The organism is Nocardia harenae NBRC 108248 (genome assembly GCF_001612885.1).
Lineage (GTDB): Bacteria > Actinomycetota > Actinomycetes > Mycobacteriales > Mycobacteriaceae > Nocardia > Nocardia harenae.
The window spans coordinates 1-24,452 of sequence record NZ_BDBH01000004.1 but is presented as its reverse complement, the minus strand read 5'-3'; the positions used below and the strand labels follow the sequence as shown (position 1 = coordinate 24,452).

Here is a 24,452-nt window from a genome sequence, read left to right as displayed (position 1 = left end):
CCGCTCGATACACGGACGTATCTGATACGTTCGCGTATCGAGAGGAAGGGGCGATGATGCCCGCGATCGGCGGCAAACGGGTCACCCGGCGGCGCGAGGAGACGCGCGCCCGGCTGCTCGCCGCCGCCTACGAGGTCTTCGCCGAGGACGGCTTCGGCCGCGCCACCGTCGAGAAGGTCTGCGAGCGCGCCGGATTCACCCGCGGCGCCTTCTACTCCAACTTCACCTCGCTGGACGAGCTCTTCCTCGCCATGTGGGAGCAGCGCTCGGCCGCCATGGTCGCCGGGGTGGCCGCCGCCCTGGACGAACTCGCCGCGGTGGCGGAGCCCGATCTCACCGCCATGGTCGCCCGCTTCGAGCGCGCCGTTCCGGTCGACGAGCCCTGGTACCGGATCACCGCCGAATTCACCACGCACGCCCTGCGCAACCCCGCGCTGCGCCGGGTCACCGCCGCGCGCGAGGAGGCCATCGTGGCCGCGCTGGTGCCGACCGTGGTTGCCGCGCTCGCCCGCGCAGGCCGCGCCGTTCCCGACCCCGCCGGGCTGGGCCGCGCGCTGGTCGCGGTGCACGACGGCACCAGCCTGCAGGTGGTGCTCGCCCCCGGCGACCCCGCGGTGCGGCGCGAGCGCACCGAACTCTTCCGGCGGGTGGTGCTCGCCTACAGCACCCCCCGGCGGACCACCACGGAAGGAAGACCATGACATCGATCGGCAGCGACCCCGAGGTGATCGTCGTCGGGGCCGGGCTGGCCGGGCTCGTCGCCACCTACGAGCTCACCCGCGCCGGGCACCGGGTGCGCGTGCTCGACCAGGAGAACCGGGCCAACCTGGGCGGGCAGGCGTCCTGGTCGCTGGGCGGGCTCTTCCTGGTCGACACCCCCGAGCAGCGCAGGCTCGGCATCTCCGACTCCTACGAGCTGGCGCTGCAGGACTGGTACGGCTCGGCCGGGTTCGACCGCGAGGACGAGGACCACTGGGCGCGCCGCTGGGCCGAGGCGTACGTGCGCTTCGCCGCCACCGAGAAGCGCGAGTACCTGCGCGAACTCGGGCTGCGGGTGACCCCGCTCGTCGGCTGGGCCGAGCGCGGCGGCGGGCTCGCCGACGGCCACGGCAACTCGGTGCCGCGCTTCCACCTCACCTGGGGCACCGGCCCCGAGGTGGTGCGGGTCTTCCTGGAGCCGGTGCTCGCCGCCGAGCGGAGCGGACTGGTGACCTTCGAGTTCCGGCACCGGGTGGACGAACTCCTGGTCGAGAACGGCAGCGTCACCGGGGTGCGCGGCAGCGTGCTCGAGCCGAGCGAGCTGGAGCGCGGGCGGGCCTCCTCGCGCGAGGTCACCGGGGAGTTCGAGTTCCGCGGCAGGGCCGTGGTGGTGACCTCGGGCGGGATCGGCCACAACCACGACCTGATCCGGCGCAACTGGCCTGCCGAGCGGCTCGGCAGGTGCCCGGAGACGCTGATCTCCGGCGTCCCGGCGCACGTGGACGGCCGGATGCTCGGCATCGCCGAGGCCGCGGGCGGCCGGATCGTGAACCGGGATCGCATGTGGCACTACACCGAGGGCATCGTCAACTGGGACCCGATCTGGCCGGACCACGCCATCCGCATCATCCCCGGCCCCTCGTCGCTCTGGTTCGACGCCGAGGGCAAGCGGCTGCCCGCCCCCTGCTTCCCCGGCTTCGACACCACCAGCACCATGAAGGCCATCCTGGCGGGCGGCCACGACTACTCCTGGTTCGTGCTCACCCAGTCGATCATCGAGAAGGAGTTCGCGCTCTCCGGCTCCGAGCAGAACCCGGACGTCACCGGCAAGGACCTCACACTGGTGCTGAAGAGCCGGGTGGCCAAGGGCGCGCCCGGCCCGGTGGAGGCGTTCAAGAAGCACGGCGTCGACTTCGTGGTCGCCGACACGCTGCCCGCCCTGGTCGACGGAATGAACGCCATCGCGCGCGGGCCGAAGCTCGACCTCGGCGACCTGGAGCGCCAGATCGTCGCCCGCGACCGCGAGATCACCAACAAGTTCACCAAGGACGCCCAGGTGATGGCGATCCACAACGCCCGCAACTTCTTCGGCGACAAGGCGGGGCGGGTCGCCAAACCGCACCGCATCCTCGATCCCGAGGCGGGCCCGCTGATCGCGGTCCGGCTCAACATCCTCACCCGCAAGACGCTGGGCGGGCTGCAGACCGACCTGGACTCCCGGGTGATCGGCCCGGACGGCGGCCCGCTGCCCGGGCTCTGGGCCGCGGGCGAGGTCGCCGGGTTCGGCGGCGGCGGGGTGCACGGGTACAACGCGCTGGAGGGCACCTTCCTCGGCGGCTGCATCTTCTCCGGCCGCTCGGCCGGGCGCGCGATCGCCGCGGAGCTCGCGCGGAGCTGAGCAGTAGCGGCCGGGCCGGGCGATCGACGGCGGGTCAGTGCCTGCCGGTGGGCTGCGGGCGCAGTGAGCGCCCGCACTCCTTGGCCACCTCGACCAGCAGCCCGGCCAGCCGGGCGGTGTCGATGGCGGGGAGTTCGGCGCCGACGCGGGCGGAGAGCGAGAGCGCGGCGACCACCGCGCCGCGGGCGCGCACCGGGACGGCGACGCAGGTGACGCCGGCGAAGGACTCCTCGCTGTCCACCGCGACGCCCTGCCTGCCGCGGATCCGGGAGAGCTCGCGGTTCAGCTCGATCCGGTCGCAGATGGTGCGCGGGGTGAGGCGCGGCAGCGGCTCCCTTGCCGCGGCGACGACGCCGCGCTCCTGGGCGGCGAGCATCGCCTTGCCCAGCGCGGTGCTGTGCGCGGGCATGCGGCCGCCGAGCCGGGTGGGCAGGGTGGGGGCGGAGCGGCCGACCTTGTCCAGGTACAGCACGTCGCGGCCGTCCAGAACGCCGAGGTGGCCGACCATGTCGGCACGGTGCGCGAGGTCGTGCAGCAGCGGGCTCACCGCCTCCCTGACCTCGTTGTGGTCGGCGGCGAGCCCGCCGAGCTCCAGGGTGCGGGAGCCGAGCCGGTAGCCGCCAGGGGCGTGCGTCAGCCAGCGCAGCTTGATCATCTGATCCAGGATGCGGTGCACCGTCGAGCGCGGCAGCCCGGTGCGCTCGCAGAGCTCCACCAGGGTGAGGGCGGGCGAGGCGGCGTCGAAGGTCTCCAGGATCAGCGTCATCCGCTCGATCATCGAGACCGGCGCGGCGCCGGGACAGCGGCCCGCGGTCGAGCGGGCCCCGTGGTCCGCGTGGGGTAGCGCGTCGACCGTCATCACAACATCCTCCAAAGCCTGGCGGGACCAGCTTAGGGGGATTCCGTCCGTGGACACACCATTCCTGGCGGTTCTAACGTGTGACACGTCACAGGAATTCGGTGGCCGTCGCGGCGGCAACCTCGACGCGGACCGGCCGGGGTCAGGATTCGGTGCGCTCGGCCTCCGCCGCGTCCTGCAGCTGCTCGCGAATATTGCGCTCGGCGAGCAGCGGCAGGAAGGTCTCGACGGAGGCGCCCTCGGCGACCTCCTGGTGCGAGTCGTGCAGGGCCCGCTCGATGGTGGTCTCGTCGGCGACGTCGCCGTACTCCTGCTCCAGGCGCCGCGCGGCGGCGTGCAGGGCGACGTCGGGATCGAGGGTGGGGTCGTGCTGCGGGGGCGGGGCGATGTGCTCGTCGCTCATCGGAGAACTCCTCGGTGTGCGGGTTCGGCACGGCACGGTTCCCCCGTGCCGTTCGTCCGGTTACCCGGCGGGTGCCGCGCGACACCGCGCCCCGGGTGAACACCGAGCGCCGCTCCGGTTAACGGCGAACCCGCCCCCGCGCCGCGCACCGGGGCGGTCCGGTCAGCGCGCGGCGGGCGCGGTGATGAGCGGGATGTCGAGCGCGGTCAGGATGCCGGGGTCGGCGGCGACCACCGCGGGCACCGCGTTCACGATCCGCATCGCGGTGCCGACCAGGGTGGCGTAGTTGTGGTCGCCGTGGCGGCTGGAGGCGACGAGATCGAGCGCGTACGACGGCTCGCCGGTGATCCGCACCTGGTAGCAGCCCTCCGGGTGGGTGGGCTGCGGCCACTCAGGGCACAGGTCGGGGCGCAGCCGGGTGACGTGCTCGAGCACCGTCACCACCCGCTCCCCCACCATGCCGCGCACCTCGAAGCGCAGCGCCGCCGCGCTGCCCGCCGCGATGTGCCCGGTGGCGATGTCGAACGCCTCCGGGGCGGGCGCGCGCTCGTAGCTCTCGGTGACGGCGTCCAGTTCGATCCCGATTCCGGCGGCGAGCTGCCGCACCACGCTGCCCCAGGCGAGCGAGAGCACGCCGGGTTGCAGCAGCATCGGGGTCTCGTCCAGCGGTCTGCCGAACCCCATGATGTCCACCATGACCGCGCGGTTGTCGTAGCTGGCATAGTCCACGATCTCCAGGCAGCGCACCTGCTCGACCGCGAGGCAGGTGCCGGTGAGCGCGAGCGGCAGCAGGTCGTTGGCGAAGCCGGGGTCGATGCCGTTGACCCAGAGTGTGGCGCCGCCCGCCGCCGCGGCCTCCTCGATGGGGCGCAGCAGGTCGTCCGGGAGCACGCCGTACGGGTACTGGAAGAAGACCGGGGCGCAGGCCACCACGTCGATCCCGGCGCGCAGGATCGCCGCCAGCTCCTGCACCGCCTCGAACAGGCGGTTGTCGGTCATGGCGCAGTAGACGACGCAGTCCGGCCGCGCCGCGAGCAGCGCGGCGGTGTCGGTGGTGGCGGCGACGCCGGACAGGTCGGGCAGCCCGGCGAGGGTGGCGGCGTCCACCCCGGCCTTGGCGTCGGAGCTGACCCGCACGCCGGCGAGGTCCAGCCCGGGGTGGGCGATGATTCCGGCCAGGGCGTGCCGCCCCACGTTGCCGGTGCCGAAGAGCGCTACGCGAAGTGTCATGTCACAGATCCGGGATCGGGAGTTCGAGGTTGGGAACGATCAGGCCGCCGTCGACCTCCAGCACCTTGCCGGTGAGGTAGGCGCCCGCGGGCGAGGCCAGGTAGACGGCGGCGGCGGCGATGTCCTCCGGGGCGCCGAGCCGGCGCAGCGGGGTGTGCTTCTCGATCTCGCCGCGCATGCCGGGGTCGTTCGCCACGATCTCCAGCGCCGAGGTGTGGATGGCGCCGGGGGCGATGGCGTTCACCCGGATCCGCGGGTTCAGGTCGAGCGCGGCCAGCCGGGTGTAGTGCGCGAGCGCGGCCTTGGCGGTGCCGTAGGCGGCGAAGGCGCGGCCGGCCAGCCTGCCCATGGCCGAGGTGATGTTGATGATGGAGCCGCCGTCGGCGTGCTCCAGCAGGTGCGGCACCGCGGCCCTGGTGAGCGCGTGCGCGGTGCCGACATTGAACTCGAAGGCCGCGGTGAGCGCCTTCGGCGTCAGGTCGAGCAGCGGCGCGGGCGGGGCGCCGCCGACATTGTTGACCACGATGTCGAGCCGGTCGAAGCGGGCGACGGCGGCGTCCGCGAGCCCGGCGACCGCCTCCAGGTCGCGCAGGTCGGCCGGGACCACGTGGGCCTGCCTGCCGCGCGCCGTGACCCGCTCGGCCACCTCGTGCAGCTGGTCCTCGGTGCGCGCCGAGATCAGCACGTCCGCGCCCGCCTCGGCGAAGGCGAGCGCGATGGCGGCGCCCAGCCCGCGGCCCGCACCGGTGACGACGGCGACCCTGCCGTCGAGCCGGAACCTGTCGAGGATCATATCCCTGCCTCTCGTCGACTATTCGACACAAAAACGACTAATATTCGTCATGGTACGAACCAGTGCGCGCGGATCACAAGGGCTCGCGCGGAATCCGCTCCGGAGGTCGCCGTGGAACGCTCGCCATCGCCGCCGACCCGGCGGGCGCTCGAGGTGCTCACGCTGCTGGCGGATGCCACCGAGCCGCTGTCGGTGGCCGCGGTGGCGGACCGGCTCGGGCTGGCCCGCGCCACGGTGACCGCGATCCTGGCCGAGCTGGCCGCGGCGGGCTGGGCGCAGCGCGATGGCGAGCGGCGCTATCGGCTCGGCCCCGCCCCCGCCGCGCTCTTCGGCGCCGCCCCGGCGAACGGAGTCGCCGAGGCGCTGGCCGCGCTGGTGGCGCGCACCGGCGCGGGCGCGACGCTCGCCCGGGTGGACAGCGACGGCCTCACCGTGCTCGCGGTGCGGCACGGCCCGGACCGGGACATCGCGGGCGTGCCGCTCGGGCACCGCATTCCGATCCGCTTCCCGGTGGGCGCGGCGGTGCTGCCGTGGCGGCCGCGGGCCGAGCTGCGGCGCTGGCTGGCGACGGCGGCGGACGCCGAGCGCGCGGCCGCGCTGCCGGAGCTGGTGCGGGCCCGCGGGGTCGCGGTGTTCGGGCCGCGCCCCGAGGACGCGAACACCGTCGAGCTGCTCGCCGACCTGCTCACCGCGCTCGGGCCGGAGATGCTGGAGCCGCGGCTGCGCACCCGCACCCTGCGCGGGCTGAGCGAGCTCACCGCCCGCCCCTACACCGCCGCCGACCTGGACTCCGCCGACCCGCTGCCGGTGAGCTACCTGGCCGCCCCGGTCTTCACCGGCTCGATCGCCACACACGAGGTGCAGCTCGGGCCGCTGCGCCCCGCCGTCCCGCGGGCCGAGCGCGACGCGTACGTGGCCGCGACAATCGCTGCCGCGCAGCGCATCAGCACCGCGCTCGGCGGCTAGGGCGGATTCGTCAAACGGCGGAAATCCCTGCGACACAGCGATTCATACCGTCCCGATGCCCGTGTCCCCGGCAATTACCCGACGCCCGTCCGGCTTTCGGCGCTCGCACCGGACCGGCCGGGCCGGAGATCGCCGCGCACAAGATCAACGGTCGGTAAATCGGCGCAAAGTTGTTCCCCTTCAACAATTTTCGGCACTGGCGGGCGCGGGCCGATCTCAGCTACCATCGTGAGCGCACCATTCTTTAACCGGGGGATTGCTGCTCCAGCCCTCCGTGTTCGCGCTCGGACGTCATCTGTTGTACGCACGCATACCGCGAAACGAGAGAAGCCCATGACCGAACTGGCTGAACCTGTGTCCGCGCTCGACGAGGCTCCGCAGTCGAGCCTCAGCACCGATGCCGCGCGAAATCTCGCGACCACCACCAAGTCCACTCCGCAAATGCAGGGCATCACCTCGCGGTGGCTGCTGCGTTTGCTGCCCTGGGTGCAGGCCGACGGCGGCGTGTACCGCGTCAACCGCCGGCTCACCTACACCCTCGGCGACGGGCTGATCACCTGCGTCACCACCGCGGGCGAGACCAAGGTGCTCGCCCGCGACCTGCGCGAGCTGCGCTACCTGCGCGATTTCGCCGACGACGACGCGCTGCGGGCGCTCGCGGACCGCTTCGTCGAACGGCGGTACGAGCGCGGCGAAGTCATCGCCGAGGCCGGGAACCCGGCGACCGAGCTGGTGGTGCTCGCGCACGGCAAGGCCGACAAGCGCGGCACCGGCCGGTACGGCGAGGACACCAGCCTCGAGGTGCTCTCCACCGGCCGCTTCTTCGGCGAGCAGCTGCTCGCCGGCGACGGCACCCCCGCGGAGTTCACCGTCAGGGCCGTCACGCCGTGTACCGTCCTCGTCCTCACCGAGCGGGCGCTGGCCGAGGCGGGCGACCGCATCGCGCCGCTGCGCGAGCACGCGAGGACCGCCCGGCTGGCCGAGACCAACCGCAACGGCGCGGCCAATCCGTACGGCGAGGCCTCGATCGACCTGCTCTCCGCGCACCAGGGCGAGCCGCAGCTGCCCGGCACCTTCGTCGACTACGAATTGTCCCCGCGCGAATACGAATTGAGCGTCGCGCAGACGGTGCTGCGGGTGCACAGCCGGGTCGCCGACCTCTACAACAAGCCGATGGACCAGATCGAGCAGCAGCTGCGGCTGACCATCGAGGCGCTGCGCGAGCGGCAGGAGGACGAGACGGTCAACAACCGCGACTTCGGGCTGCTGCACAATGCCGCGCCGGAGCAGCGGATCAGCACCCGCTCGGGCCCGCCCACGCCGGACGACCTGGACGAGCTGCTCGCCACGGTGTGGAAGGAGCCGAGTTTCCTGCTCGCGCACCCCAAGGCCATCGCCGCCTTCGGCGCCGAGTGCAGCAAGCGCGGCATCTACCCGTCGACCACCGAGCTGAACGGCCATCGGGTGCCGTCCTGGCGTGGAGTCCCGCTGCTGCCCTGCAACAAGCTCGGCGTCTCCGCGACCCGCACCACCTCGATCCTGCTGCTGCGCACCGGCGAGGCCGCGCAGGGCGTGATCGGGCTGCGGCAGACCGGGATTCCGGACGAGTACGAACCGGGGCTGAACGTGCGCTTCATGGGCGTGGACGACCGGGCCGTCATCTCCTACCTGGTCAGCACCTACTACTCGGCGGCGATCCTGGTGCCGGACGCGCTCGGCGTGCTCGACGACGTGCAGCTCGGCGCCGAGAGCTGAGCTCGTGCAGCCCTTCGAACTGCCGGAGTTCTACACCGCGCACCCGGCGCGGCTGAACCCGCACGTGGAGACCGCGCGCACGCACACCAAGCGCTGGGCGTACGCGATGGGGATGCTCGGCGACACCGTCGGCGGCGCGGTGGTGTGGGACGAGCAAGCCTTCGACGGCATGGACTATGCCGGGCTGTGCGCGTACACCCACCCGGAGGCGGACGCGCCGACCCTGAACACCGTGACCGACTGGTACACCTGGGTCTTCTACTTCGACGACCACTTCCTGGAGCGGTTCAAGCGCACCGGCGACCTGAGCGGCGCGCGCGACTACCTCGATCGGCTGGCCACCTTCATGCCCGCCGACGGCGCCGCCGCGCCGGAGCCGACGAACCCGGACGAGCGCGGCCTCGGCGACCTGTGGGCGCGCACGGTGCCCGCCATGTCGGCGGGGTGGCGCGAGCGGTTCGCGCAGAGCACGCGGAACCTGCTGCTCGACTGCGTCTGGGAGCTGCGCAATATCAACACCGCGCGGGTGCCGAACCCGATCGACTACATCGAGATGCGGCGCAAGGTCGGCGGCGCGCCGTGGTCGGCGGATCTGGTGGAGTACGCGCGCGGCACCGAGATCCCGGAGCCGCTGGTCGGGACGCGAGCCATGCGGGTGCTGAAGGACACCTTCTCCGACGCGGTGCACCTGCGCAACGACATCTTCTCCTACCAGCGCGAGACCGAGCAGGAGGGCGAGGTGAACAACGGCGTGCTCGTGGTCGAGCGGTTCTTCGGCTGCTCGCCGCAGCAGGCCGCGAATATCGTCAACGACCAGCTCACCTCGCGCATGCACCAGTTCGAGAACACGGTGCTGACCGAGCTGCCCGCGCTCTTCGAGGAGCGCGGGCTGGATGCCGGGCAGCGCGCGGCGGCGCTCTCCTACGCGCAGGGGTTGCAGGACTGGCAGTCCGGCGGGCACGAGTGGCACCTGCGCTCCAACCGCTACATGAACGCCGCGGCGGGCGCGCACGCGATGCCGCTGGGGCCGAGCGGAATCGGCACCACGCTCGCCCGCCCCGGGTTCTGGCGCGGGCTGGCCGGGCCGGGCGGTGCGCGCAGCCACACCCGGGTGCCGTTCGCCCGCACCGGACCGCTGCCGCTGCCCGAGTTCGACGTCCCGTTCGATCTCGGGCTGAGCCCGCACCTCGGCACCGCGCGGGCCGAGAGCGTGGAGTGGGCCGAGCGGGCCGGGTTCCACGATCCGCTGCCGGAGCTGGGCGGGCGGCGGCTCTGGACCAGGGCCGATACCGTCGGCTTCGATTTCGCGCTGTGCTCGGCCGGGCTCGACCCGGACGCCACCGCGGCGGAGCTCACCCTCTCGGCGGAGTGGCTGACCTGGGGCACCTGGGGCGACGACTACTTCCCGGTGGTCTTCCCGGCCGCCGGCTCGATCGGGTCGATGGCCGCGGCGAAGGCGTGCGCCGCCCGGCTGGCGGAGTTCATGCCGGTCGAGCCGGGGGCGGGCCCCGAGCCGGGCAATGCCCTCGAGCGCGGGCTCGCCGACCTCTGGCCGCGGACCGCGGGGCCGATGGCGCCCGCGGCGCGGCGCACCTTCGCGGCCGCGGTGAACTCCATGGTCGAGAGCTGGCTGTGGGAGCTCGCCAACCACATCCAGCACCGGGTGCCGGATCCGGTGGACTACCTGGAGATGCGGCGCCGCACCTTCGGCTCGGATCTCACCATCGCGCTCTCCAAGCTCGCCCGCGGCGGCACCGTGCCGGACGCGGTGTTCGAGTCGAGCACCATGCGCGGCATCGAGCACGCCGCCCAGGACTTCGGCTGCCTGATCAACGACCTGTTCTCCTATCAGAAGGAGATCGAGTACGAGGGCGAGCTGCACAATGCCGTGCTGGTGGTCGAGGTGTTCTTCGGCTGCGGGCGGGCCGAGGCCGCCGCCGTGGTCGACGATCTCATGCGGGCCAGGATGCGGCAGTTCCAGCGGCTGGTCGCCGAGGAGCTGCCGGTGCTCTTCGAGCTGCACGGGCTGGATGCCGCGGCCCGTGCCGGGGTCACCGGCTACATCGGCGAGCTGCGCGACTGGATCGCGGGCATCCTGCACTGGCACCGCGGCACCAGCCGGTACCGGCCGGAGAATCTGCGCTACCCGGTCGGGCACCCCGCGGCCGAGGCGCCGCGGCTCGGCGCGCCGCGCGGGCTCGGCACGTCGGCGGCCCGGATCGGCTCGCGCGCACACGGTCATCGCACGACTGCTCCCGCACTCGACGGAAGGACCGCTTCGTGACCACCTTCGACTCCGCCGAGGTGCGCACCGCACTCCACCCCGCGGCGGCGCGGACCCTCGCCACCACCACCAAATCGGTCCCGCAGATGCAGGGCATCACCCCGCGCTGGCTGCTCCGCATGCTGCCCTGGGTGGAGGTGGACGGCGGCACCTACCGGGTGAACCGGCGGCTCACCTACACCGTCGGCGACGGCCGCATCACCAGCACCTCAGCCGGCGGCGAGTACCGGCTGGTGCCGGGCGAGCTTCAGGAGCTGCGGGCGCTGCGCGGGCTCGACGAGGACGCGCTGCGCACCATCGCCGCCGCGTTCCGGCAGCGCGAGTACCGGGCCGGGGAGACGCTGTGCGAGTTCGGCAACGAGGTCGACGGCATCCACGTGATCGCGCACGGCCGGGTCACCGTCGGCGCGCCGAACGCGTACGGCGAGCAGGTCCGGCTGGAGGTGGCCGACGCGGGCGCGCACCTCGGCGCCGAGCTGCTCACCGGCTCCCGGCCGATCTGGGAGTTCACCGCCACCGCCGAGACCGCCTGCACGGTGCTCACCCTGCCGCGCGGGCGCTTCGACCCGCTTCGAGCCGAGATCCCCGGTCTCGCCGCGCATCTCGATTCCTTCCGGGAGGTGACCGGGGTCGACAAGCACGGCCAGGCGGCGATCGAGCTGGCCGCGGGCCACGACGGCGAGCCCGCCGTCCCCGGCACCTACGTCGACTACGAGCCGCGGCCTCGGGAGTACCAGCTCGGCGTCGCGCAGCTGCGGCTCCGGGTGCACACCCGCGTCACCGACCTCTACAACAAGCCGATGAACCAGCTGGAGCAGCAGCTGCGGCTGGCCGTCGAGGCGCTGCGTGAGCGGCAGGAGCGCGACCTGCTCGGCCATCCCGAGTACGGCCTGCTGCACAGCGTCGACGCCACGCAGCGGCTGGTGCCCGCGACCGGCCCGCCGACCCCGGAGGACCTGGACCGGCTGCTCGCCCGCCGCCGCAAGACCGCGTTCTTCCTCGCGCACCCGCGGGTGATCGCCCAGTTCGGCCGGGAGTGCACCGCGCGCGGCCTCTACCCCGAGCCCGCGCTGGTCGAGGGGGTGCGGGTGCAGGCGTGGCGGGATATCCCGCTGCTGCCATCGGACAAGATCCCGATCTCGCGCGCCGGGACGAGCACCGTCCTCGCCATGCGGATCGGCGAACGCGACGACGGCGTGATCGGGTTGCGGCAGACCGGGGTGCCGGACGAGTACCGCCCCGGAATCTCGGTGCGCTTCACCGGGATCGACGACCACGCGGTCGCCACCTACCTGGTGAGCGCGAACCACGCCGCGGCGGTGCTGGTGCCGGATGCGCTCGGCGCGCTCACCGGCGTGCAACTGAGTCTGTAGACCCTCCCGTCCCTGCGAACCGATCAGGACACCGCTCATGACCCGGGAAATCGCCAAGGATCACCACACCGACACCTTCGCCCAAGGCCGCGCGGCCTGCGCCGCGACCCTGCGCAGCGCCGTGCACACCATGCCGCCCACCATCCGGCACATCGCCGGCTACCACTTCGGCTGGTGGGATCGGGACGGCCGCCCCGAGCAGCACGCGGGCGGCAAGGCGCTGCGCCCCGCCTTCGTGCTGGCGGCCACCACCCTCACCGGCGGCGATGTCGCCGACGCCGGGAACGCCGCGGCCGCGGTGGAGCTGGTGCACAACTTCTCGCTGCTGCACGACGACGTCATGGACCGCGACACCACCCGCAGGCACCGGCCGACGGCGTGGGCGGTCTTCGGCGTCGGCCCCGCCATCCTCGCGGGCGACGCGCTGGCCTCGCAGGCCTTCGCCCTGCTCACCGCCACCGCGGACGGGAAGGCGGCGGCCGCCGCCGAGCTGCTGGACCGCGCGGTGCTGGAGCTGGTCGAGGGCCAGTGCGCGGACCTGAGCTTCGAGGGGCGCCGCGACGTGACCGTCACCGAGTGCCTGGCGATGACCGACCGGAAGACCGGCGCGCTCTTCGGCTGCGCCGCCGAGCTCGGCGGGCTCTTCGGCGCCGCTGGGCCGGGCGAGCTGCTCCGGCTGCGCGAGATCGGCAGGCTGGTCGGCCGCGCCTTCCAGCACGTCGACGACCTGCTCGGCATCTGGGGCGACGTGCACAGCACCGGCAAGCCGGTCTACTCCGACCTGCGCCGCAGGAAGAAGTCGCTGCCGGTCGTGTTCGCGCTGAACTCGGGCACCGCGGAGGGCGCCGCGCTCGCCGCGCTCTACCACCGGGAGCAGCCACTGGACGACGCCGAGCTGCTCACCGCGGCCGACCTCGTCGAGGCGGCGGGCGGCAGGGCCTGGAGCCGGGAGCAGGCCGCCGAGCTCTGCGCGGGCGCCAGGTCGATGATCGCCGAGCTGGCCCGCGATCCGGCGGCGGGCGCCGAGCTGGACCGGCTGGCCGCGCTGGCGGCGGACCGCACGTGGTGAGCCGGGAGCAGCTGCCGGTGGAGCTGGTGGACGGCACGGGGATCGCCGTCGGCAGCTGCTCGGTGGCGCGGGCGCACCGCTCCCCCGGCCTGCTGCACCGCGCCTTCTCGGTGCTGCTCGTCGACGGGGCGGGGCGGGTGCTGCTGCAGCAGCGGGCGGCGGTGAAGACCCGCTTCCCGCTGCGCTGGGCCAACAGCTGCTGCGGCCACCCGGCGCCGGGGCAGCCGGTCACCGAGGCCGCCGGGATCCGGCTCGGCGAGGAGCTCGGGCTCGGCGCCGAGCTGCGCGAGGCGGGCACCTTCACGTATCGGGCCGCGGACCCGGGGACCGGCCGGGTGGAGTACGAGTTCGACCACGTCGTGACCGGGCTGCACCTCGGCGGCGAACTCCGGCCCGACCCCGACGAGGTCGCCGACTACGCCTGGGTGGAGCCGGCGCTGCTGAGCCGCGACCTGGCCGAGCATCCGGAGCGGTACGCGCCGTGGCTGGGCGGGGTGCTCGAGCGCGCCGTCCTCACCCACCTCCGCCCGTGCTGATCAGGGCTCGTCGGCCTCCAGCGCGGCGAGCCCGGCGTCGAAGCGGGCCAGCGCGTCGTCCATGACGCCGAGCGCGGCGTCGAAGCCGCAAGCGCCGTCGAGCAGGCCGGTGAGTTCGTCGCGCAGCGCGTGCATCTCCGCGACGGCCGGGTCGACCCGCGCCCAGGCCACGCTGCGATGCCACCACGCCGCCTCGTCCAGCCAGGACACCAGCACGTCGCGGACCAGCACGGCGTCGGAGGTGTAGAGCTGGAACCGGTCGCCGCCGTCGCCGTGCTCGAGTTCGTACACCCCGTCCGGCAGCCGCCGGGCCAGGATGTGGCAGGCGCCGCGGCGGAGCTCGAGCAGCGGCGTGCGGTTCTCGGCGGACACGAGCCCGAGTGTCGCAGATACCGATGACTTCCGGGGCCGCACGCCGTCTCCATTCGGGAAGGCAATTCCGAAGGGAGAGGTATGTCCGAAACCGAGGTGCGCGCCAGCATCGCGGCAGAGCGCACCGAGCTCGCCGAGGTCTTCGCCGGGCTGGACGCGGCGGCGTGGGAGGCGCCGACGCTCTGCGCCGGGTGGCGGCCGCGCGAGGTGCTCGCGCACATGACCATGGCCTATCGCCTGTCGCTCCCCCGCTTCGCGCTGGAGATGGTGCGGGCGCGCGGCAACTTCAACCGCATGGCCGACCGCCGGGCCCGCGCCGATGCCGCGGCGCTCACCCCCGAGGAGCTGGTGGCGAGCCTGCGCGACCATGCCGGCCACCCCTGGAAGCCGCCAGGCAGCGGGTACGAGGCCACGCTGGCGCACGAGGTGATCCACGGGATGGACATCACGGTCGCGCTCGACCTGCCGCGCCGGGTCCCGGTCGACCGGGTCGCGGTCGTGCTGGCCGATACCAAGCCCGAGCAGGTGCGGTACTTCGGCACCGACCTCACCGGCGTCGAGCTGCGCGCCGAGGACCTGGAGTGGGGTCTCGCGGGCGACGATCCGCGGTCCGTGGTCACCGGCGCCGCCCAGGACCTGCTTCTCGTGCTCTGCGGGCGCAGGCTCCCGCCCGGGCGGCTCGCCGGCGAGCAGGCCGGGCGGTACGAGGCCCGATAGCGCGGCGCTCCCCGCCCTCGAGGGGTCGGGTGTGCAGCTGCTCACCTCTGTGGCTCCCACGTGCGAAGCGACCATCCGGTTACGGTTACCGTGAGGGGATGAACGAACAGCGGCTCGACCCGGCGCTGCCCAGCGCCGACCACCACGAAGGCGGCTTCCGGCCGATAGTCGAGCTGATCGAGGCGAATGCGGCGCCGGATGCGCGGAAGCGCGGCGGCGAGCTCTACGGCGACTTCATCGAGCAGGTCCGGATCCTGATGGACCGGGCCCGCATGGCCGACCCCGGCGACGAGCTCTCCCAGCACATCATCACCCAGCTCACCAAGCTGAACGACGAGCTGGCAGGCGCCGCGGTGGACGAGTGGTCGCTGCCGAACTGGACCCGCACCGACCTGCCCGCCCGCGGCAACGTCACGCTGCCCCCGTACGAGGTGGAGTCCGCCGACGCCACCGGCGTACACGCCCGCATCGTCTTCCGCCCCTTCCACCTCGGCGGCAACTCGGCCGCGCACGGCGGCCACATCGCGCTCGGCTTCGACGACCTGCTCGGCATGGCCGCCGCGCTCTCCTCCGCCTCGATCACCCGCACCGCCTCGCTCACCGTCGACTACCGCGCCATCACCCCGCTCGACCGGCCGCTCGCGCTGCACGCCTGGACCGAGCGGCAGGAGGGCCGCAAGGTCTTCGTGCGCGCCACCCTGCACGACGGCGAGCGGCTCTGCGCCGAGGCGCACGGGCTCTTCATCGTGCTCCGGCCGGGTCAGCAGTGATCAGCCGAAGTGCGCGGCGCGGTAGGCCGCGAAGCGCTCGTCCACCTGCCCGGCGGTGAGGCCGTAGTCGTCCAGCGCGTACCGGTGCTGCGGCCGGGCCGCGCCGGAGGTGCTGCGGCCGTGCAGCGCGATCATCCGCTGCTCGGCGGCGGGGCTCAGGTCGATGCCGAAGTGCCGGTAGATGCCGCGCACCGCGGCGATCGGGTCGGCCACGAAGTCGTCGTAGTAGACGTCGATGAACTGCGCCGGGTCGTACTTCGCCCGATCCGCCAGGAAGCTCTCCGCGCCGCGCGCCCACAGCTCGAGCTGGGTGCTGCCGACCACGTCGCCGCGGAACTTCTCCGACCACCCCGCGCTCGCCTTCTCGTTCAGGCTGCACACCGAGGCGATGATGGTGCTCGGCTCGCGGTGCAGCTGCACCACCAGCGCGTCCGGGTAGACCGCGAAGAGCGCGTCGAGCGCGAAGAGGTGGCTCGGGTTCTTCAGCACCCAGCGCTGCCCGGCATCCGGTAACCCGATGAGCTGCAGGTTCTTCCGGTGCCGCCGATACGCCGGGGTCCAGTCCTGCTCGCGCAGCCACTCGGAGTAGGTGGGCAGGTAGGCCAGGCACTCGTAGGAGATGGACATGGCCGACTGCCGGAGCAGCTGCCAGCACTCCTCCACCTGGTCGGCCGAGATGTGGTGCACGCCCATGAATTCCGGGTGCTCCACGTGATGTTTCTCGTACCCGGCCGAGATGCCCCGGTATACCGGGTTCTCCGCCCAGGTGGCGCGCGGCGGGCGCGGTTGCGGCATCTCGGTGAGCCACATCTCCAGCCCCTGGTGCATGGGGTCGGCGGTGAGCAGCCGGTGCACCGCGGTGGTGCCGGAGCGCGGCAGCCCGGTGACGAAGATCGGGCGCTCGATCGGCACCCGCGCGTACTCCGGGTACCGCTGCCAGGCGCTCTCGCTCAGCGCCCTGGCGATCAGCGCGCCGCGCAGCAGGGCCCGGTTGATCTTGTTCCCCCACGGCGTGAGTTCGGCGTCCGCGGCATAGGACTCCAGCAGCACCCCGAGCCCGGCCCGGTAGTCGTCGGCGCCGAAATCCGCCGGCCCGATCACCTTCGTCGCCGAGGCGTGCAGGTCGTCGATCGTGCCGATCTCGGCACGGCCCATCGTGGTCATGACAGGGCTCCTAGTGGTGGAATTCGCCGGCGTTGACGTCGAGGCAGGCGCCGGTGACGATGCGGGAGAGCGGGGAGGCGAAGAAGAGCACCGCGTCGGCGATCTCGTCCGGCTCCGGCAGTTTGCGCAGGTCGGTGGTCTCGGCGGTCTCCGCGTAGACCTCCTCGTGGGTGATCCCGCGCTCCTCGGCCTGGTAGTCGAAGTACCACTTCAGGCTGCCCGCGTAGATGTAGCCGGGCGCCACCGAGTTCACCCGGATGCCCTGCGGGCCGAGCTCGGTGGCCAGGCTCTGCGCCAGCGCCAGCAGGCTCGCCTTGGCCATCTTGTACGGGCCGAAGGTGCGCCTGGAGTGCCGCAGCACCGCCGAGTTGATCATCACGACCGAGCCCTTCGCCGCGGCGAGCGCGGGGACGAAGAGCCGGGTGAGCCGCAGCGCGGCCAGCACATTGGTCTCGAACCCGGCGCGCACGCCGTCCAGCTCGACGGTGGCGAGGTCGGTGATCGGCGGGATGGCGAAGGCATTGTTCACCAGCGCGTCCACCCGGCCGAGCTCGTCCACGGTCGCGCGCACCAGGTTCCCGGCGGCGGCCTCGTCGGTGATGTCGGTGGGGACGACCAGGGCCTTCCGGCCGATCTCGCGCACTTCGGCGGCAACCTTGGCCAGCCGCTTCTCGGTCCGCGAGGCGAGCACGACGTCGGCGCCCGCCCGCGCGGCCCGGACGGCGATCGAGCGGCCGAGCCCGGGGCCGATTCCGGAGACCACGACGACCTTGCCCGCCAGCAGCCCCGCACCGCCGAGCGCGGCATCCGCGGCCGCGTCGTGGTCGTTCGGCTCCGCACCCGGCGTCGAATCCTGCCCCGCGACAGTGGCTTTCGGGCCGCTCATCCCAGCATCCGATCCGCGTGCGTGCGCTGGCGGTGGGCGATCCGCTCCCGCCACTGCTCCGGGGTCACCCTGGCCTCGTCGTAGTAGGGCAGTTGCTCCGGGAGTTCGTCGAAGGAGACGAGCCGCACCTCCGGCCCGTCCTCCGGTTTCAGGTCGCGGGCCAGCCGCTGCCAGCGGAACTGCAGGTAGCCACGGTCGTGGCCGGTGCGCTCGACCCAGTTGGCCAGCCCGGGGTCGCGCTCGCTGACGACCAGCCGGATCTTGCCGTCCGGGTCCACCCGGGACTGGTCGGCGTTCAGGCTGGTCTGGTGGTTGATGTAATCCAGCGAGAAATACCAGATGGTGCCGAGCTGGAAGCCCTGGTAGGGGGCGTCGGACTTGGGCACGGTCAGGATGAGCACCTGGTCGTCGGCGAGGTCGTAGTGGCCGACCGAGGAGAACTGGGTGGCGAGCCCGCCGGGGGTGCGGCGCGGCTCGGTCATGGTGTTGACCGGCAGGTTCAGGTAGAACCACTCCGGGAAGGCGAGGAAGGTGCGCAGCCGGGAGGTCAGGTTTCTCGCCGCGACCCGGTACCGCTTGGCCAGCAGGTCGCGGGTGGGCGCGGGCGGCGCGTCCCCGACGGTGTCCACCCGCTCGATCCGGATGGTGCCTGGCCGCTCGGACCAGTCGCCGTAGACCTCGCGCACCGCGAGCATGGACGAGTCCGCGGCCAGCTGCACGTAGCCGGGGCGGGCCGGGCCGGGGCCGAAGCGGAGCTCGTACCTGCCGTCCGGGGCGATATCGAGCTCGCGGTCGTCGAAGGCGGTCAGGCTGTCCGGCACCTCGGCGGGGGTGTAGTTGCCGTTGAGCACCTGGAAGCTCAGGTCGCGGGTGCTGCCGCGGACGCCGGTGACCAGGTACTCCGCGTCCGGGCGGAGGAAGGCGTGGAAGTACAGGGTGTCCGGGTTGTCCAGCCCCATCTTGGTGTAGGGGCCGGTGGACCTGGCGAAGAACGGGAAGTCGCGGTCGTAGGCCCAGGCGAGCTGGAGCGCGGCGCGAATGCTGCCGCCCAGGTAGTCGTACCCCTCGACGAGATCCTGTTCGGACTTCACCTGCGCGGCCGAGGTGATGATCTCCTCGGCCTCGGCGATCGCCTCCGCGAACGGCTTGCTGAGCACGTAGCCTCCCGGTCGTGTTCCATATATGTACCGGCGTGGTACATTTCGTCTGTTCGCAGATTAGAACTTGTTCTAGGAGTGGTCAACAGTGTCCGAGGTCGCGATCGGAGACGGCGCCGTCGCCCGGCGCTCCGCGCCCACCGTGCGGGTGCTGCGGGTGCTGGATTTCCTGGTGGCCAACCGCGGCTCGCGGTACGGCCTCTCCGAGATCGCGCGCGAGCTCGGGCTGGCCAAGCCCACCTGCCTCGGCATTCTCACCGAGCTCACCGCCGCCGGGTACCTGATCCGGGATCCGCGCACCCGCGGCTACGGCCTCGGCCCCGCGCTGATCGGGGCCGGGCGGGCGGCCAAGGAGAACTTCGCGGTCGCCGCGCTGGCCCGCGCCGAACTGGAGCCGCTGAGCGAGCGATACCGCACCACCTGCACGGCATCGGCCGTGGCCGGGGAGAAGATCGTAGTGCTGGACGCCACCGGCCCCGGCCGGGTGCAGGTGGGCGCCACCTACCCCTTCGCGCCGCCGGTCGGGCTCATGTACGTGCTCTGGGATACCGACGCCGCCTTCGACGCCTGGCTGCGCACCCCGGCCACGGTGCCGCTGGAGCAGGACGAGCACCGGCTGCGCACGGTGGTGGCCGAGTGCCGCGAGCGCGGGTACCTGATCGAGAGCGTCTCCGCCGCAGGCAGGCGGCTGTACTCGCTGCTGGCCGGCGCGGCGGGCAAGGACATGCCCGGCGAGCTGCGCGAACTCGTCGCCGAGCTGGTGACCAGCCTGGGTGAACGGGTGTACCTGGGCAGCGATCTGCGGCCGCGCAAGGAGCACCCGGTGAGCCTGCTCGCCGCGCCCACCTACGACGAGCGCGGCAGGCAGAGCATGGTGCTCACGATGGACGTCGGCCGCGCGATCACCGGGGCCGAGATCGAACGCCGCGGCACCGCGCTCGCCGCCGCCGCGGCTGCCGTCACCGCGGCTGCGGGCGGGCACGCGCCACGGCGCTGAAGCGTTGACGGTTCGATAGAAACGTGTTCTAGTTTTTTCTCGTGAGCCCGAACCAGAAGTCCGCTACCGGCTGGGAGCTGTCGCACCTCGACGCGCTGGAGGCCGAATCGGTGCACATCTTCCGCGAGGTGGCCGCCACCTTCGAACGCCCGGTGCTGCTCTTCTCCGGCGGCAAGGACTCGGTGGTCATGCTGCACCTGGCCGCCAAGGCGTTCTGGCCTGCGCCGCTGCCCTTCCCGGTGCTGCACGTCGACACCGGCCACAACTTCGACGAGGTGCTCGCCTACCGCGACCAGACCGTGCGCAGGCTCGGGCTGCGGCTGCTGGTCGGCAGCGTGCAGGACGACATCGACGCGGGCCGGGTCACCGAGGAGACCGGCCCGCGCGCCAGCCGCAACCGGCTGCAGACGCACACCCTGCTGCGCGCCATCCGGGAGGGCGGCTTCGACGCCGTCTTCGGCGGCGCCCGGCGCGACGAGGAGAAGGCGCGCGCCAAGGAGCGGGTCTTCAGCTTCCGCGACGAGTACGGCCAGTGGGACCCGCGCAACCAGCGCCCCGAACTCTGGAACCTGTACAACGGCAGGCACCGGCGCGGCGAGCACATCCGGGTCTTCCCGCTCTCCAACTGGACCGAGCTGGATATCTGGAGCTACATCGCCGCCGAGCGGATCGCGCTGCCGCCGCTCTACTACGCGCACCGCAGGCAGGTGGTGCAGCGCGACGGAATGCTGCTGGCGCGGACCAGGTTCCTGCGACTGCTCGACGGCGAGCAGCCCTACGAGGCCACCGTCCGCTTCCGCACCGTCGGCGACGCCACCTGCACCGGCTGCGTGGAGTCCACCGCGGCGACCCCCGACGACGTGGTGCTCGAGGTGGCCGCCACCCGGGTCACCGAACGCGGCGCCACCCGCGCCGACGACCGCATCTCCGAGGCGGGGATGGAAGACCGCAAACGTGAGGGGTACTTCTGATGACCACCCTGCTCCGGCTGGCCACCGCGGGCAGCGTCGACGACGGCAAGTCGACGCTGATCGGCCGCCTGCTCTTCGACTCCAAGGCGATCTTCGCCGACCAGCTCGCCGCGGTCGAGCGCACCAGCAGGGAGCGCGGCGCGGGCCAGACCGACCTGTCGCTGCTCACCGACGGCCTGCGCGCCGAGCGCGAGCAGGGCATCACCATCGATGTCGCGCACCGCTACTTCACCACGCCCCGGCGGAAATTCGTCGTCGCCGACACCCCGGGCCACATCCAGTACACCCGCAACATGGTGACCGGCGCCTCCACCGCCGACGTCGCGCTCATCCTGGTCGACGCGCGCAAGGGCATCGTGGAGCAGACGCGCAGGCACGCCTTCCTCGCCGGGCTGCTCGGCGTCGCGCACCTGGTGCTCTGCGTGAACAAGATGGACCTGGTGGACTGGAGCCAGGAGCGCTTCGAGCAGATCAGGGACGACTTCACCCGGTTCGCCGCGCGGTTGGAGGTCAGCGACCTGACCTTCGTCCCCGTGTCGGCCCTGCACGGCGACAATATCGTGCACCGCGGCGCGAGCATGCCCTGGTACGAGGGGACGCCGCTGCTGCACCACCTGGAGCAGGTGCACATCGCCTCGGACCGCAACCTCATCGACGCGCGGCTGCCGGTGCAGTACGTGACCCGCACGCACGACCCGGATTTCCGCGGTTACGCGGGCACGGTGGCCGGTGGGGTGTTCAAGCCGGGCGACGAGGTCACGGTGCTGCCGTCGGGGTTCAGCAGCACGGTGGCGGCGCTCTACGGCCCCGGCGGCGCGGTACTGGCCGAGGCCTTCCCGCCGCAGGCGGTGACGGTGCAACTCACCGACGAGCTGGACGTGGCCCGCGGCGACCTGCTCTGCCGCCCGGCGAACCGCCCGCAGTCGGCGCGCGACCTGGACGCCATGATCTGCTGGTTCGCCGAGGAGAGCGCGCTCACCCCCGGCGCCACCTACACCCTGCGGCACACCACCCGCGCCGAGCCGGTGCGGGTGCAGCGGCTGGACTACCGCCTCGACGTCAACACCCTGCACCGCGACGAGACCGCGAACGCGCTGGCGCTCAACGAGATCGGCCGGGTGCAGCTGCGCACCCGGCGGCCGCTGCTCTTCGACCCGTACCGGCGCAACCGCGGCACCGGCAGCTTCGTGCTGGTCGACGACACCACCAACAACACCGTGGCCGCGGGCATGATCACCGGGCCGACGCCGACCACCGGCGGGGTGGTGTGGCACCGCAGCGCGGTCGAGCGCACCGAGCGTGCCACCCGCGGCGGCACGGTGTGGCTCACCGGGCTCTCCGCCTCCGGCAAGTCCACCGTCGCGGTGGAGCTGGAGCGCAGGCTGATCGCCGCCGGGCGGCCGGCCTTCCTGCTGGACGGCGACAATCTGCGGCACGGCCTCAATGCCGACCTCGGCTTCGCGCCGGCGGACCGCACCGAGAACATCCGCCGGGTGGCCGAGGTGGCCAAGCTCTTCGCCGAGGCCGGGGTCCTCGCGGTGGTCTCGCTGATCAGCCCGTACCGGGAGGACCGGGAGCGGGCGCGGCGAGCGCACCTGGACGCCGGGCTCCCGTTCCTGGAGATCTTCGTCGACACGCCGCTCGCGGTGTGTGAGGCTCGCGATCCCAAGGGGCTCTACGCCAAGGCGCGCGCGGGCGAGGTGCGCGGCTTCACCGGGATCGACGCGCCGTACGAGGCGCCGGAGCAGCCGGACCTGGTGCTGCGGCCCGAGGACGGCGACCCGGCCGGGCAGGCGGCGCGGATCGCGGAGCTGCTGCGGTTCTGATCCGGCGGGTGCGCGTATTTGATACTCTGCGCGGTACGTGTCTCGAAAGGACGGCGTATGCGCACCCTGCTGCTCAACCCTCGCGATCTGGAGTTCCTGCTGTACCAGTGGCTCGACGTCGAGGCGCTGACGAAGCACCCGCGCTTCGCCGAGCACTCGCGGGAGACCTTCGACGCGGTGCTGGCGCTCAGCGCCGAGCTCGCCGAGACGCACTTCGCGCCGCACAACAAGAAGGCCGATGCCAACGAGCCGCGGTTCGTGGACGGCAGGGTGGAGCTGATTCCCGAGGTGGCGACGGCGCTGCGGGCCTTCGCCGAGGCGGGGCTGCCCGGCGCGACGGTGGCGGCCGAGCTGGGCGGGATCCAGCTGCCCGCGGTCGTGGCGCAGGCGTCGTTCGCGTGGTTCCACGCCGCCAACCCGGGCACCGCGGCGTACCCCTTTCTCACCATCGCCAATGCGAATCTGCTCGTCGCGCACGGTGAGCAGTACGTGGAGCGGTTCGTGCGGCCCATGCTGGAGGGTCGTTTCTTCGGCACCATGTGCCTCTCCGAGCCGCAGGCCGGGTCGTCGCTGGCCGACATCACCACCAGGGCCGAGCCGCAGGGCGACGGCAGCTACCGGCTCTTCGGCACCAAGATGTGGATCTCCGGCGGCGATCACGAGCTGGGCGAGAACATCGTGCACCTGGTGCTGGCCCGGATCCCCGGCGGCCCCGCGGGAACCAGGGGGATCTCGCTGTTCGTGGTGCCGCGCTTCCTGGTTGGCGCGGACGGCGCGCTCGGTGAGCGCAACGACGTCACGCTGGCCGGGCTGAACCACAAGATGGGGTTCCGCGGCACCGTCAACACGCTGCTGAACTTCGGCGAGGGCACGCACACCCCCGGCGGCGCGCCGGGCGCCGTCGGGTACCTGGTCGGCTCGGAGCACCGGGGGCTGAGCCTCATGTTCCACATGATGAACGAGGCGCGGATCGGGGTCGGGCTGGTGGCGACGGCGCTCGGCTACACCGGGTACCTCAAGTCGCTGGAGTACGCGCGGGGCAGGCCGCAGGGGCGGGCCAAGATCGGCGCCGACCCCGGCAGCCCGCAGCGGCCGATCATCGAGCACGCCGACGTGCGGCGCATGCTGCTGGCGCAGAAGAGCTACGCCGAGGGCGCGCTCGCCCTGGTGCTGTACTGCGCCCGGCTGGTGGACGAGCAGCGGATCGCGGAGAGCGAGGAGGAGCGGCGCTCCGTCGGGCTGCTGCTCGACATCCTCACCCCGATCGCCAAGAGCTGGCCGTCGCAGTGGTGCCTGACCGCCAACGACCTGGCCATCCAGGTGCTCGGCGGGTACGGGTACACGCGCGAGTACGACGTCGAGCAGCACTACCGGGACAATCGGCTCAACCCCATCCACGAGGGGACGCACGGAATCCAGGGGCTCGACCTGCTCGGCCGCAAGGTGACACAGCAGGGCGGGGCGAGCCTGCTCGCCCTGAACGCGCGGATCACGGCCACGCTGGCGGCCGCCGCAGCCGCGGGCGACGAGGCCGCCGAGCTGGCGGCCGGGCTCGGCGCGGTCTGGCAGCGGCTGACCGAGGTGACCGGCGGGCTCTACGCGAGCGGGGACATCGAGGCGGCGCTGGCGAACAGCAGCGTGTACCTCGAGGTGTTCGGGCACACCGTGGTGGCGTGGATCTGGCTGGAGCAGTACCTGGCCGCCGCGGGCGGTGACGATGCCTTCCACGAGGGGAAGCGGCAGGCGGCGCGGTACTTCCACCGGTACGAGCTACCCAGGACCGGGCCGGGGCTCGACCTGCTGGCGAGCCTGGATCGGACCACGCTGGACATGCGCGCGGAGTGGTTCTGAGCGCGCCGGGCGGCGGCGGGGCGGACGGACGCCCGGCGGCGGCCGGGCTCGCGCGCGGGCCGGGAGCGCGGTCGGCACGGCGGCCGGGGCGGCCGG

At 72.7% G+C, this 24,452-nt stretch carries 22 protein-coding genes; 14 read left to right on the top strand and 8 right to left on the bottom strand.

The window, feature by feature from the left end; all coding sequences use genetic code 11:
* Positions 1-53: 53 nt before the first annotated feature.
* The gene (locus NH2_RS06175; protein WP_157103629.1) at positions 54-701 is read left to right on the top strand and encodes a TetR/AcrR family transcriptional regulator; all 648 of its coding nucleotides are present in this window, start codon (positions 54-56) and stop codon (positions 699-701) included.
* Positions 698-2,377, top strand: a complete 1,680-nt coding sequence (locus NH2_RS06170; RefSeq protein ID WP_067649653.1) for an FAD-binding dehydrogenase — start codon at positions 698-700, stop codon at positions 2,375-2,377. Before NH2_RS06175 ends, NH2_RS06170 begins: the two co-directional genes overlap by 4 nt.
* 34 nt (positions 2,378-2,411) lie before the next feature.
* Here NH2_RS06170 and NH2_RS06165 read toward each other — a convergent pair whose 3' ends face one another.
* From NH2_RS06165 to NH2_RS06150, 4 genes are all read right to left on the bottom strand, one after another.
* On the bottom strand, positions 2,412-3,236 hold the full coding sequence (locus tag NH2_RS06165; protein WP_067649650.1) for an IclR family transcriptional regulator: 825 nt from the start codon (positions 3,234-3,236) through the stop codon (positions 2,412-2,414).
* A 142-nt stretch (positions 3,237-3,378) separates the two neighbouring features.
* Complete coding sequence (locus NH2_RS06160; protein ID WP_067649647.1) at positions 3,379-3,639, bottom strand: three-helix bundle dimerization domain-containing protein; 261 nt, start codon at positions 3,637-3,639, stop codon at positions 3,379-3,381.
* 162 nt (positions 3,640-3,801) lie between these two features.
* The gene (locus tag NH2_RS06155; RefSeq protein WP_067649644.1) at positions 3,802-4,869 is read right to left on the bottom strand and encodes an NAD(P)H-dependent amine dehydrogenase family protein; all 1,068 of its coding nucleotides are present in this window, start codon (positions 4,867-4,869) and stop codon (positions 3,802-3,804) included.
* A gap of 1 nt (position 4,870) precedes the next feature.
* Positions 4,871-5,662, bottom strand: coding sequence for an SDR family oxidoreductase (locus tag NH2_RS06150; RefSeq protein ID WP_067649641.1), 792 nt, complete (start codon positions 5,660-5,662; stop codon positions 4,871-4,873).
* Positions 5,663-5,773: 111 nt separating this feature from the next.
* On the opposite strand from NH2_RS06150, the gene NH2_RS06145 reads away from it, so the two are divergent.
* The 6 genes from NH2_RS06145 to idi all read left to right on the top strand — a co-directional run bounded on the left by NH2_RS06145 (position 5,774) and on the right by idi (position 13,645).
* Positions 5,774-6,628: a helix-turn-helix domain-containing protein gene (locus NH2_RS06145; protein WP_067649638.1), complete on the top strand. Its 855-nt coding sequence runs from the start codon at positions 5,774-5,776 to the stop codon at positions 6,626-6,628.
* A 333-nt stretch (positions 6,629-6,961) separates the two neighbouring features.
* Positions 6,962-8,383 carry a family 2B encapsulin nanocompartment shell protein gene (locus tag NH2_RS06140; RefSeq protein WP_067649630.1) on the top strand — a complete coding sequence of 474 codons (1,422 nt, stop codon included), beginning with the start codon at positions 6,962-6,964 and terminating at the stop codon, positions 8,381-8,383.
* Between the two features lie 4 nt (positions 8,384-8,387).
* Entirely contained in the window at positions 8,388-10,667 is a 2,280-nt protein-coding gene (locus tag NH2_RS06135; protein ID WP_067649627.1) for a terpene synthase family protein, read from the top strand.
* Complete coding sequence (locus NH2_RS06130; protein ID WP_067649625.1) at positions 10,664-12,040, top strand: family 2B encapsulin nanocompartment shell protein; 1,377 nt, start codon at positions 10,664-10,666, stop codon at positions 12,038-12,040. Before NH2_RS06135 ends, NH2_RS06130 begins: the two co-directional genes overlap by 4 nt.
* Positions 12,041-12,077: 37 nt before the next feature.
* Complete coding sequence (locus NH2_RS06125) at positions 12,078-13,109, top strand: polyprenyl synthetase family protein (RefSeq protein ID WP_067649623.1); 1,032 nt, start codon at positions 12,078-12,080, stop codon at positions 13,107-13,109.
* On the top strand, positions 13,103-13,645 hold the full coding sequence (gene idi, locus NH2_RS06120; protein WP_067649616.1) for an isopentenyl-diphosphate Delta-isomerase: 543 nt from the start codon (positions 13,103-13,105) through the stop codon (positions 13,643-13,645). Before NH2_RS06125 ends, idi begins: the two co-directional genes overlap by 7 nt.
* Here the strand turns inward: idi and NH2_RS06115 are convergent, their stop codons facing one another.
* Positions 13,646-14,017, bottom strand: a complete 372-nt coding sequence (locus NH2_RS06115; protein WP_067649613.1) for a hypothetical protein — start codon at positions 14,015-14,017, stop codon at positions 13,646-13,648.
* An 81-nt stretch (positions 14,018-14,098) separates the two neighbouring features.
* On the opposite strand from NH2_RS06115, the gene NH2_RS06110 reads away from it, so the two are divergent.
* Entirely contained in the window at positions 14,099-14,734 is a 636-nt protein-coding gene (locus NH2_RS06110) for a maleylpyruvate isomerase family mycothiol-dependent enzyme (RefSeq protein WP_067649611.1), read from the top strand.
* Positions 14,735-14,832: 98 nt separating this feature from the next.
* Positions 14,833-15,504, top strand: a complete 672-nt coding sequence (locus tag NH2_RS06105; protein ID WP_067649608.1) for a PaaI family thioesterase — start codon at positions 14,833-14,835, stop codon at positions 15,502-15,504.
* On the opposite strand, the gene NH2_RS06100 is transcribed toward NH2_RS06105, so the two are convergent.
* The 3 genes from NH2_RS06100 to NH2_RS06090 are packed head-to-tail and all read right to left on the bottom strand — an operon-like array spanning position 15,505 to position 18,711.
* Positions 15,505-16,668, bottom strand: coding sequence for a sulfotransferase family protein (locus NH2_RS06100; RefSeq protein WP_169811456.1), 1,164 nt, complete (start codon positions 16,666-16,668; stop codon positions 15,505-15,507).
* Positions 16,669-16,678: 10 nt separating this feature from the next.
* Positions 16,679-17,554, bottom strand: coding sequence for an SDR family oxidoreductase (locus NH2_RS06095; protein WP_084505271.1), 876 nt, complete (start codon positions 17,552-17,554; stop codon positions 16,679-16,681).
* Complete coding sequence (locus NH2_RS06090) at positions 17,551-18,711, bottom strand: hypothetical protein (RefSeq protein WP_067649604.1); 1,161 nt, start codon at positions 18,709-18,711, stop codon at positions 17,551-17,553. The genes NH2_RS06095 and NH2_RS06090 overlap by 4 nt, the downstream gene beginning before the upstream one ends.
* Positions 18,712-18,799: 88 nt before the next feature.
* On the opposite strand from NH2_RS06090, the gene NH2_RS06085 reads away from it, so the two are divergent.
* The 4 genes from NH2_RS06085 to NH2_RS06070 are packed head-to-tail and all read left to right on the top strand — an operon-like array spanning position 18,800 to position 24,356.
* The gene (locus tag NH2_RS06085; RefSeq protein WP_245650454.1) at positions 18,800-19,708 is read left to right on the top strand and encodes a helix-turn-helix domain-containing protein; all 909 of its coding nucleotides are present in this window, start codon (positions 18,800-18,802) and stop codon (positions 19,706-19,708) included.
* Between the two features lie 41 nt (positions 19,709-19,749).
* Positions 19,750-20,679, top strand: coding sequence for a sulfate adenylyltransferase subunit CysD (gene cysD, locus NH2_RS06080; RefSeq protein ID WP_067649596.1), 930 nt, complete (start codon positions 19,750-19,752; stop codon positions 20,677-20,679).
* The gene (gene cysC / locus NH2_RS06075) at positions 20,679-22,505 is read left to right on the top strand and encodes an adenylyl-sulfate kinase (RefSeq protein WP_067649593.1); all 1,827 of its coding nucleotides are present in this window, start codon (positions 20,679-20,681) and stop codon (positions 22,503-22,505) included. Before cysD ends, cysC begins: the two co-directional genes overlap by 1 nt.
* 57 nt (positions 22,506-22,562) lie before the next feature.
* A complete protein-coding gene (locus NH2_RS06070) occupies positions 22,563-24,356 on the top strand; it encodes an acyl-CoA dehydrogenase (protein WP_067649591.1) in 1,794 nt (597 codons plus the stop codon).
* Positions 24,357-24,452 lie beyond the last annotated feature (96 nt).

Excerpts from the sequence above, each read along its gene's own strand:
- NH2_RS06175 (WP_157103629.1), top strand. The coding sequence starts at position 54 with ATGATGCCCGCGATCGGCGGCAAACGGGTCACCCGGCGGCGCGAGGAG.
- NH2_RS06170 (WP_067649653.1), top strand. The coding sequence starts at position 698 with ATGACATCGATCGGCAGCGACCCCGAGGTGATCGTCGTCGGGGCCGGG.
- NH2_RS06165 (WP_067649650.1), bottom strand. The coding sequence starts at position 3,236 with ATGACGGTCGACGCGCTACCCCACGCGGACCACGGGGCCCGCTCGACC.
- NH2_RS06160 (WP_067649647.1), bottom strand. The coding sequence starts at position 3,639 with ATGAGCGACGAGCACATCGCCCCGCCCCCGCAGCACGACCCCACCCTC.
- NH2_RS06155 (WP_067649644.1), bottom strand. The coding sequence starts at position 4,869 with ATGACACTTCGCGTAGCGCTCTTCGGCACCGGCAACGTGGGGCGGCAC.
- NH2_RS06150 (WP_067649641.1), bottom strand. The coding sequence starts at position 5,662 with ATGATCCTCGACAGGTTCCGGCTCGACGGCAGGGTCGCCGTCGTCACC.
- NH2_RS06140 (WP_067649630.1), top strand. The coding sequence starts at position 6,962 with ATGACCGAACTGGCTGAACCTGTGTCCGCGCTCGACGAGGCTCCGCAG.
- NH2_RS06125 (WP_067649623.1), top strand. The coding sequence starts at position 12,078 with ATGACCCGGGAAATCGCCAAGGATCACCACACCGACACCTTCGCCCAA.
- NH2_RS06110 (WP_067649611.1), top strand. The coding sequence starts at position 14,099 with ATGTCCGAAACCGAGGTGCGCGCCAGCATCGCGGCAGAGCGCACCGAG.
- NH2_RS06105 (WP_067649608.1), top strand. The coding sequence starts at position 14,833 with ATGAACGAACAGCGGCTCGACCCGGCGCTGCCCAGCGCCGACCACCAC.
- NH2_RS06100 (WP_169811456.1), bottom strand. The coding sequence starts at position 16,668 with ATGACCACGATGGGCCGTGCCGAGATCGGCACGATCGACGACCTGCAC.
- NH2_RS06095 (WP_084505271.1), bottom strand. The coding sequence starts at position 17,554 with ATGAGCGGCCCGAAAGCCACTGTCGCGGGGCAGGATTCGACGCCGGGT.
- cysC (WP_067649593.1), top strand. The coding sequence starts at position 20,679 with ATGACCACCCTGCTCCGGCTGGCCACCGCGGGCAGCGTCGACGACGGC.
- NH2_RS06070 (WP_067649591.1), top strand. The coding sequence starts at position 22,563 with ATGCGCACCCTGCTGCTCAACCCTCGCGATCTGGAGTTCCTGCTGTAC.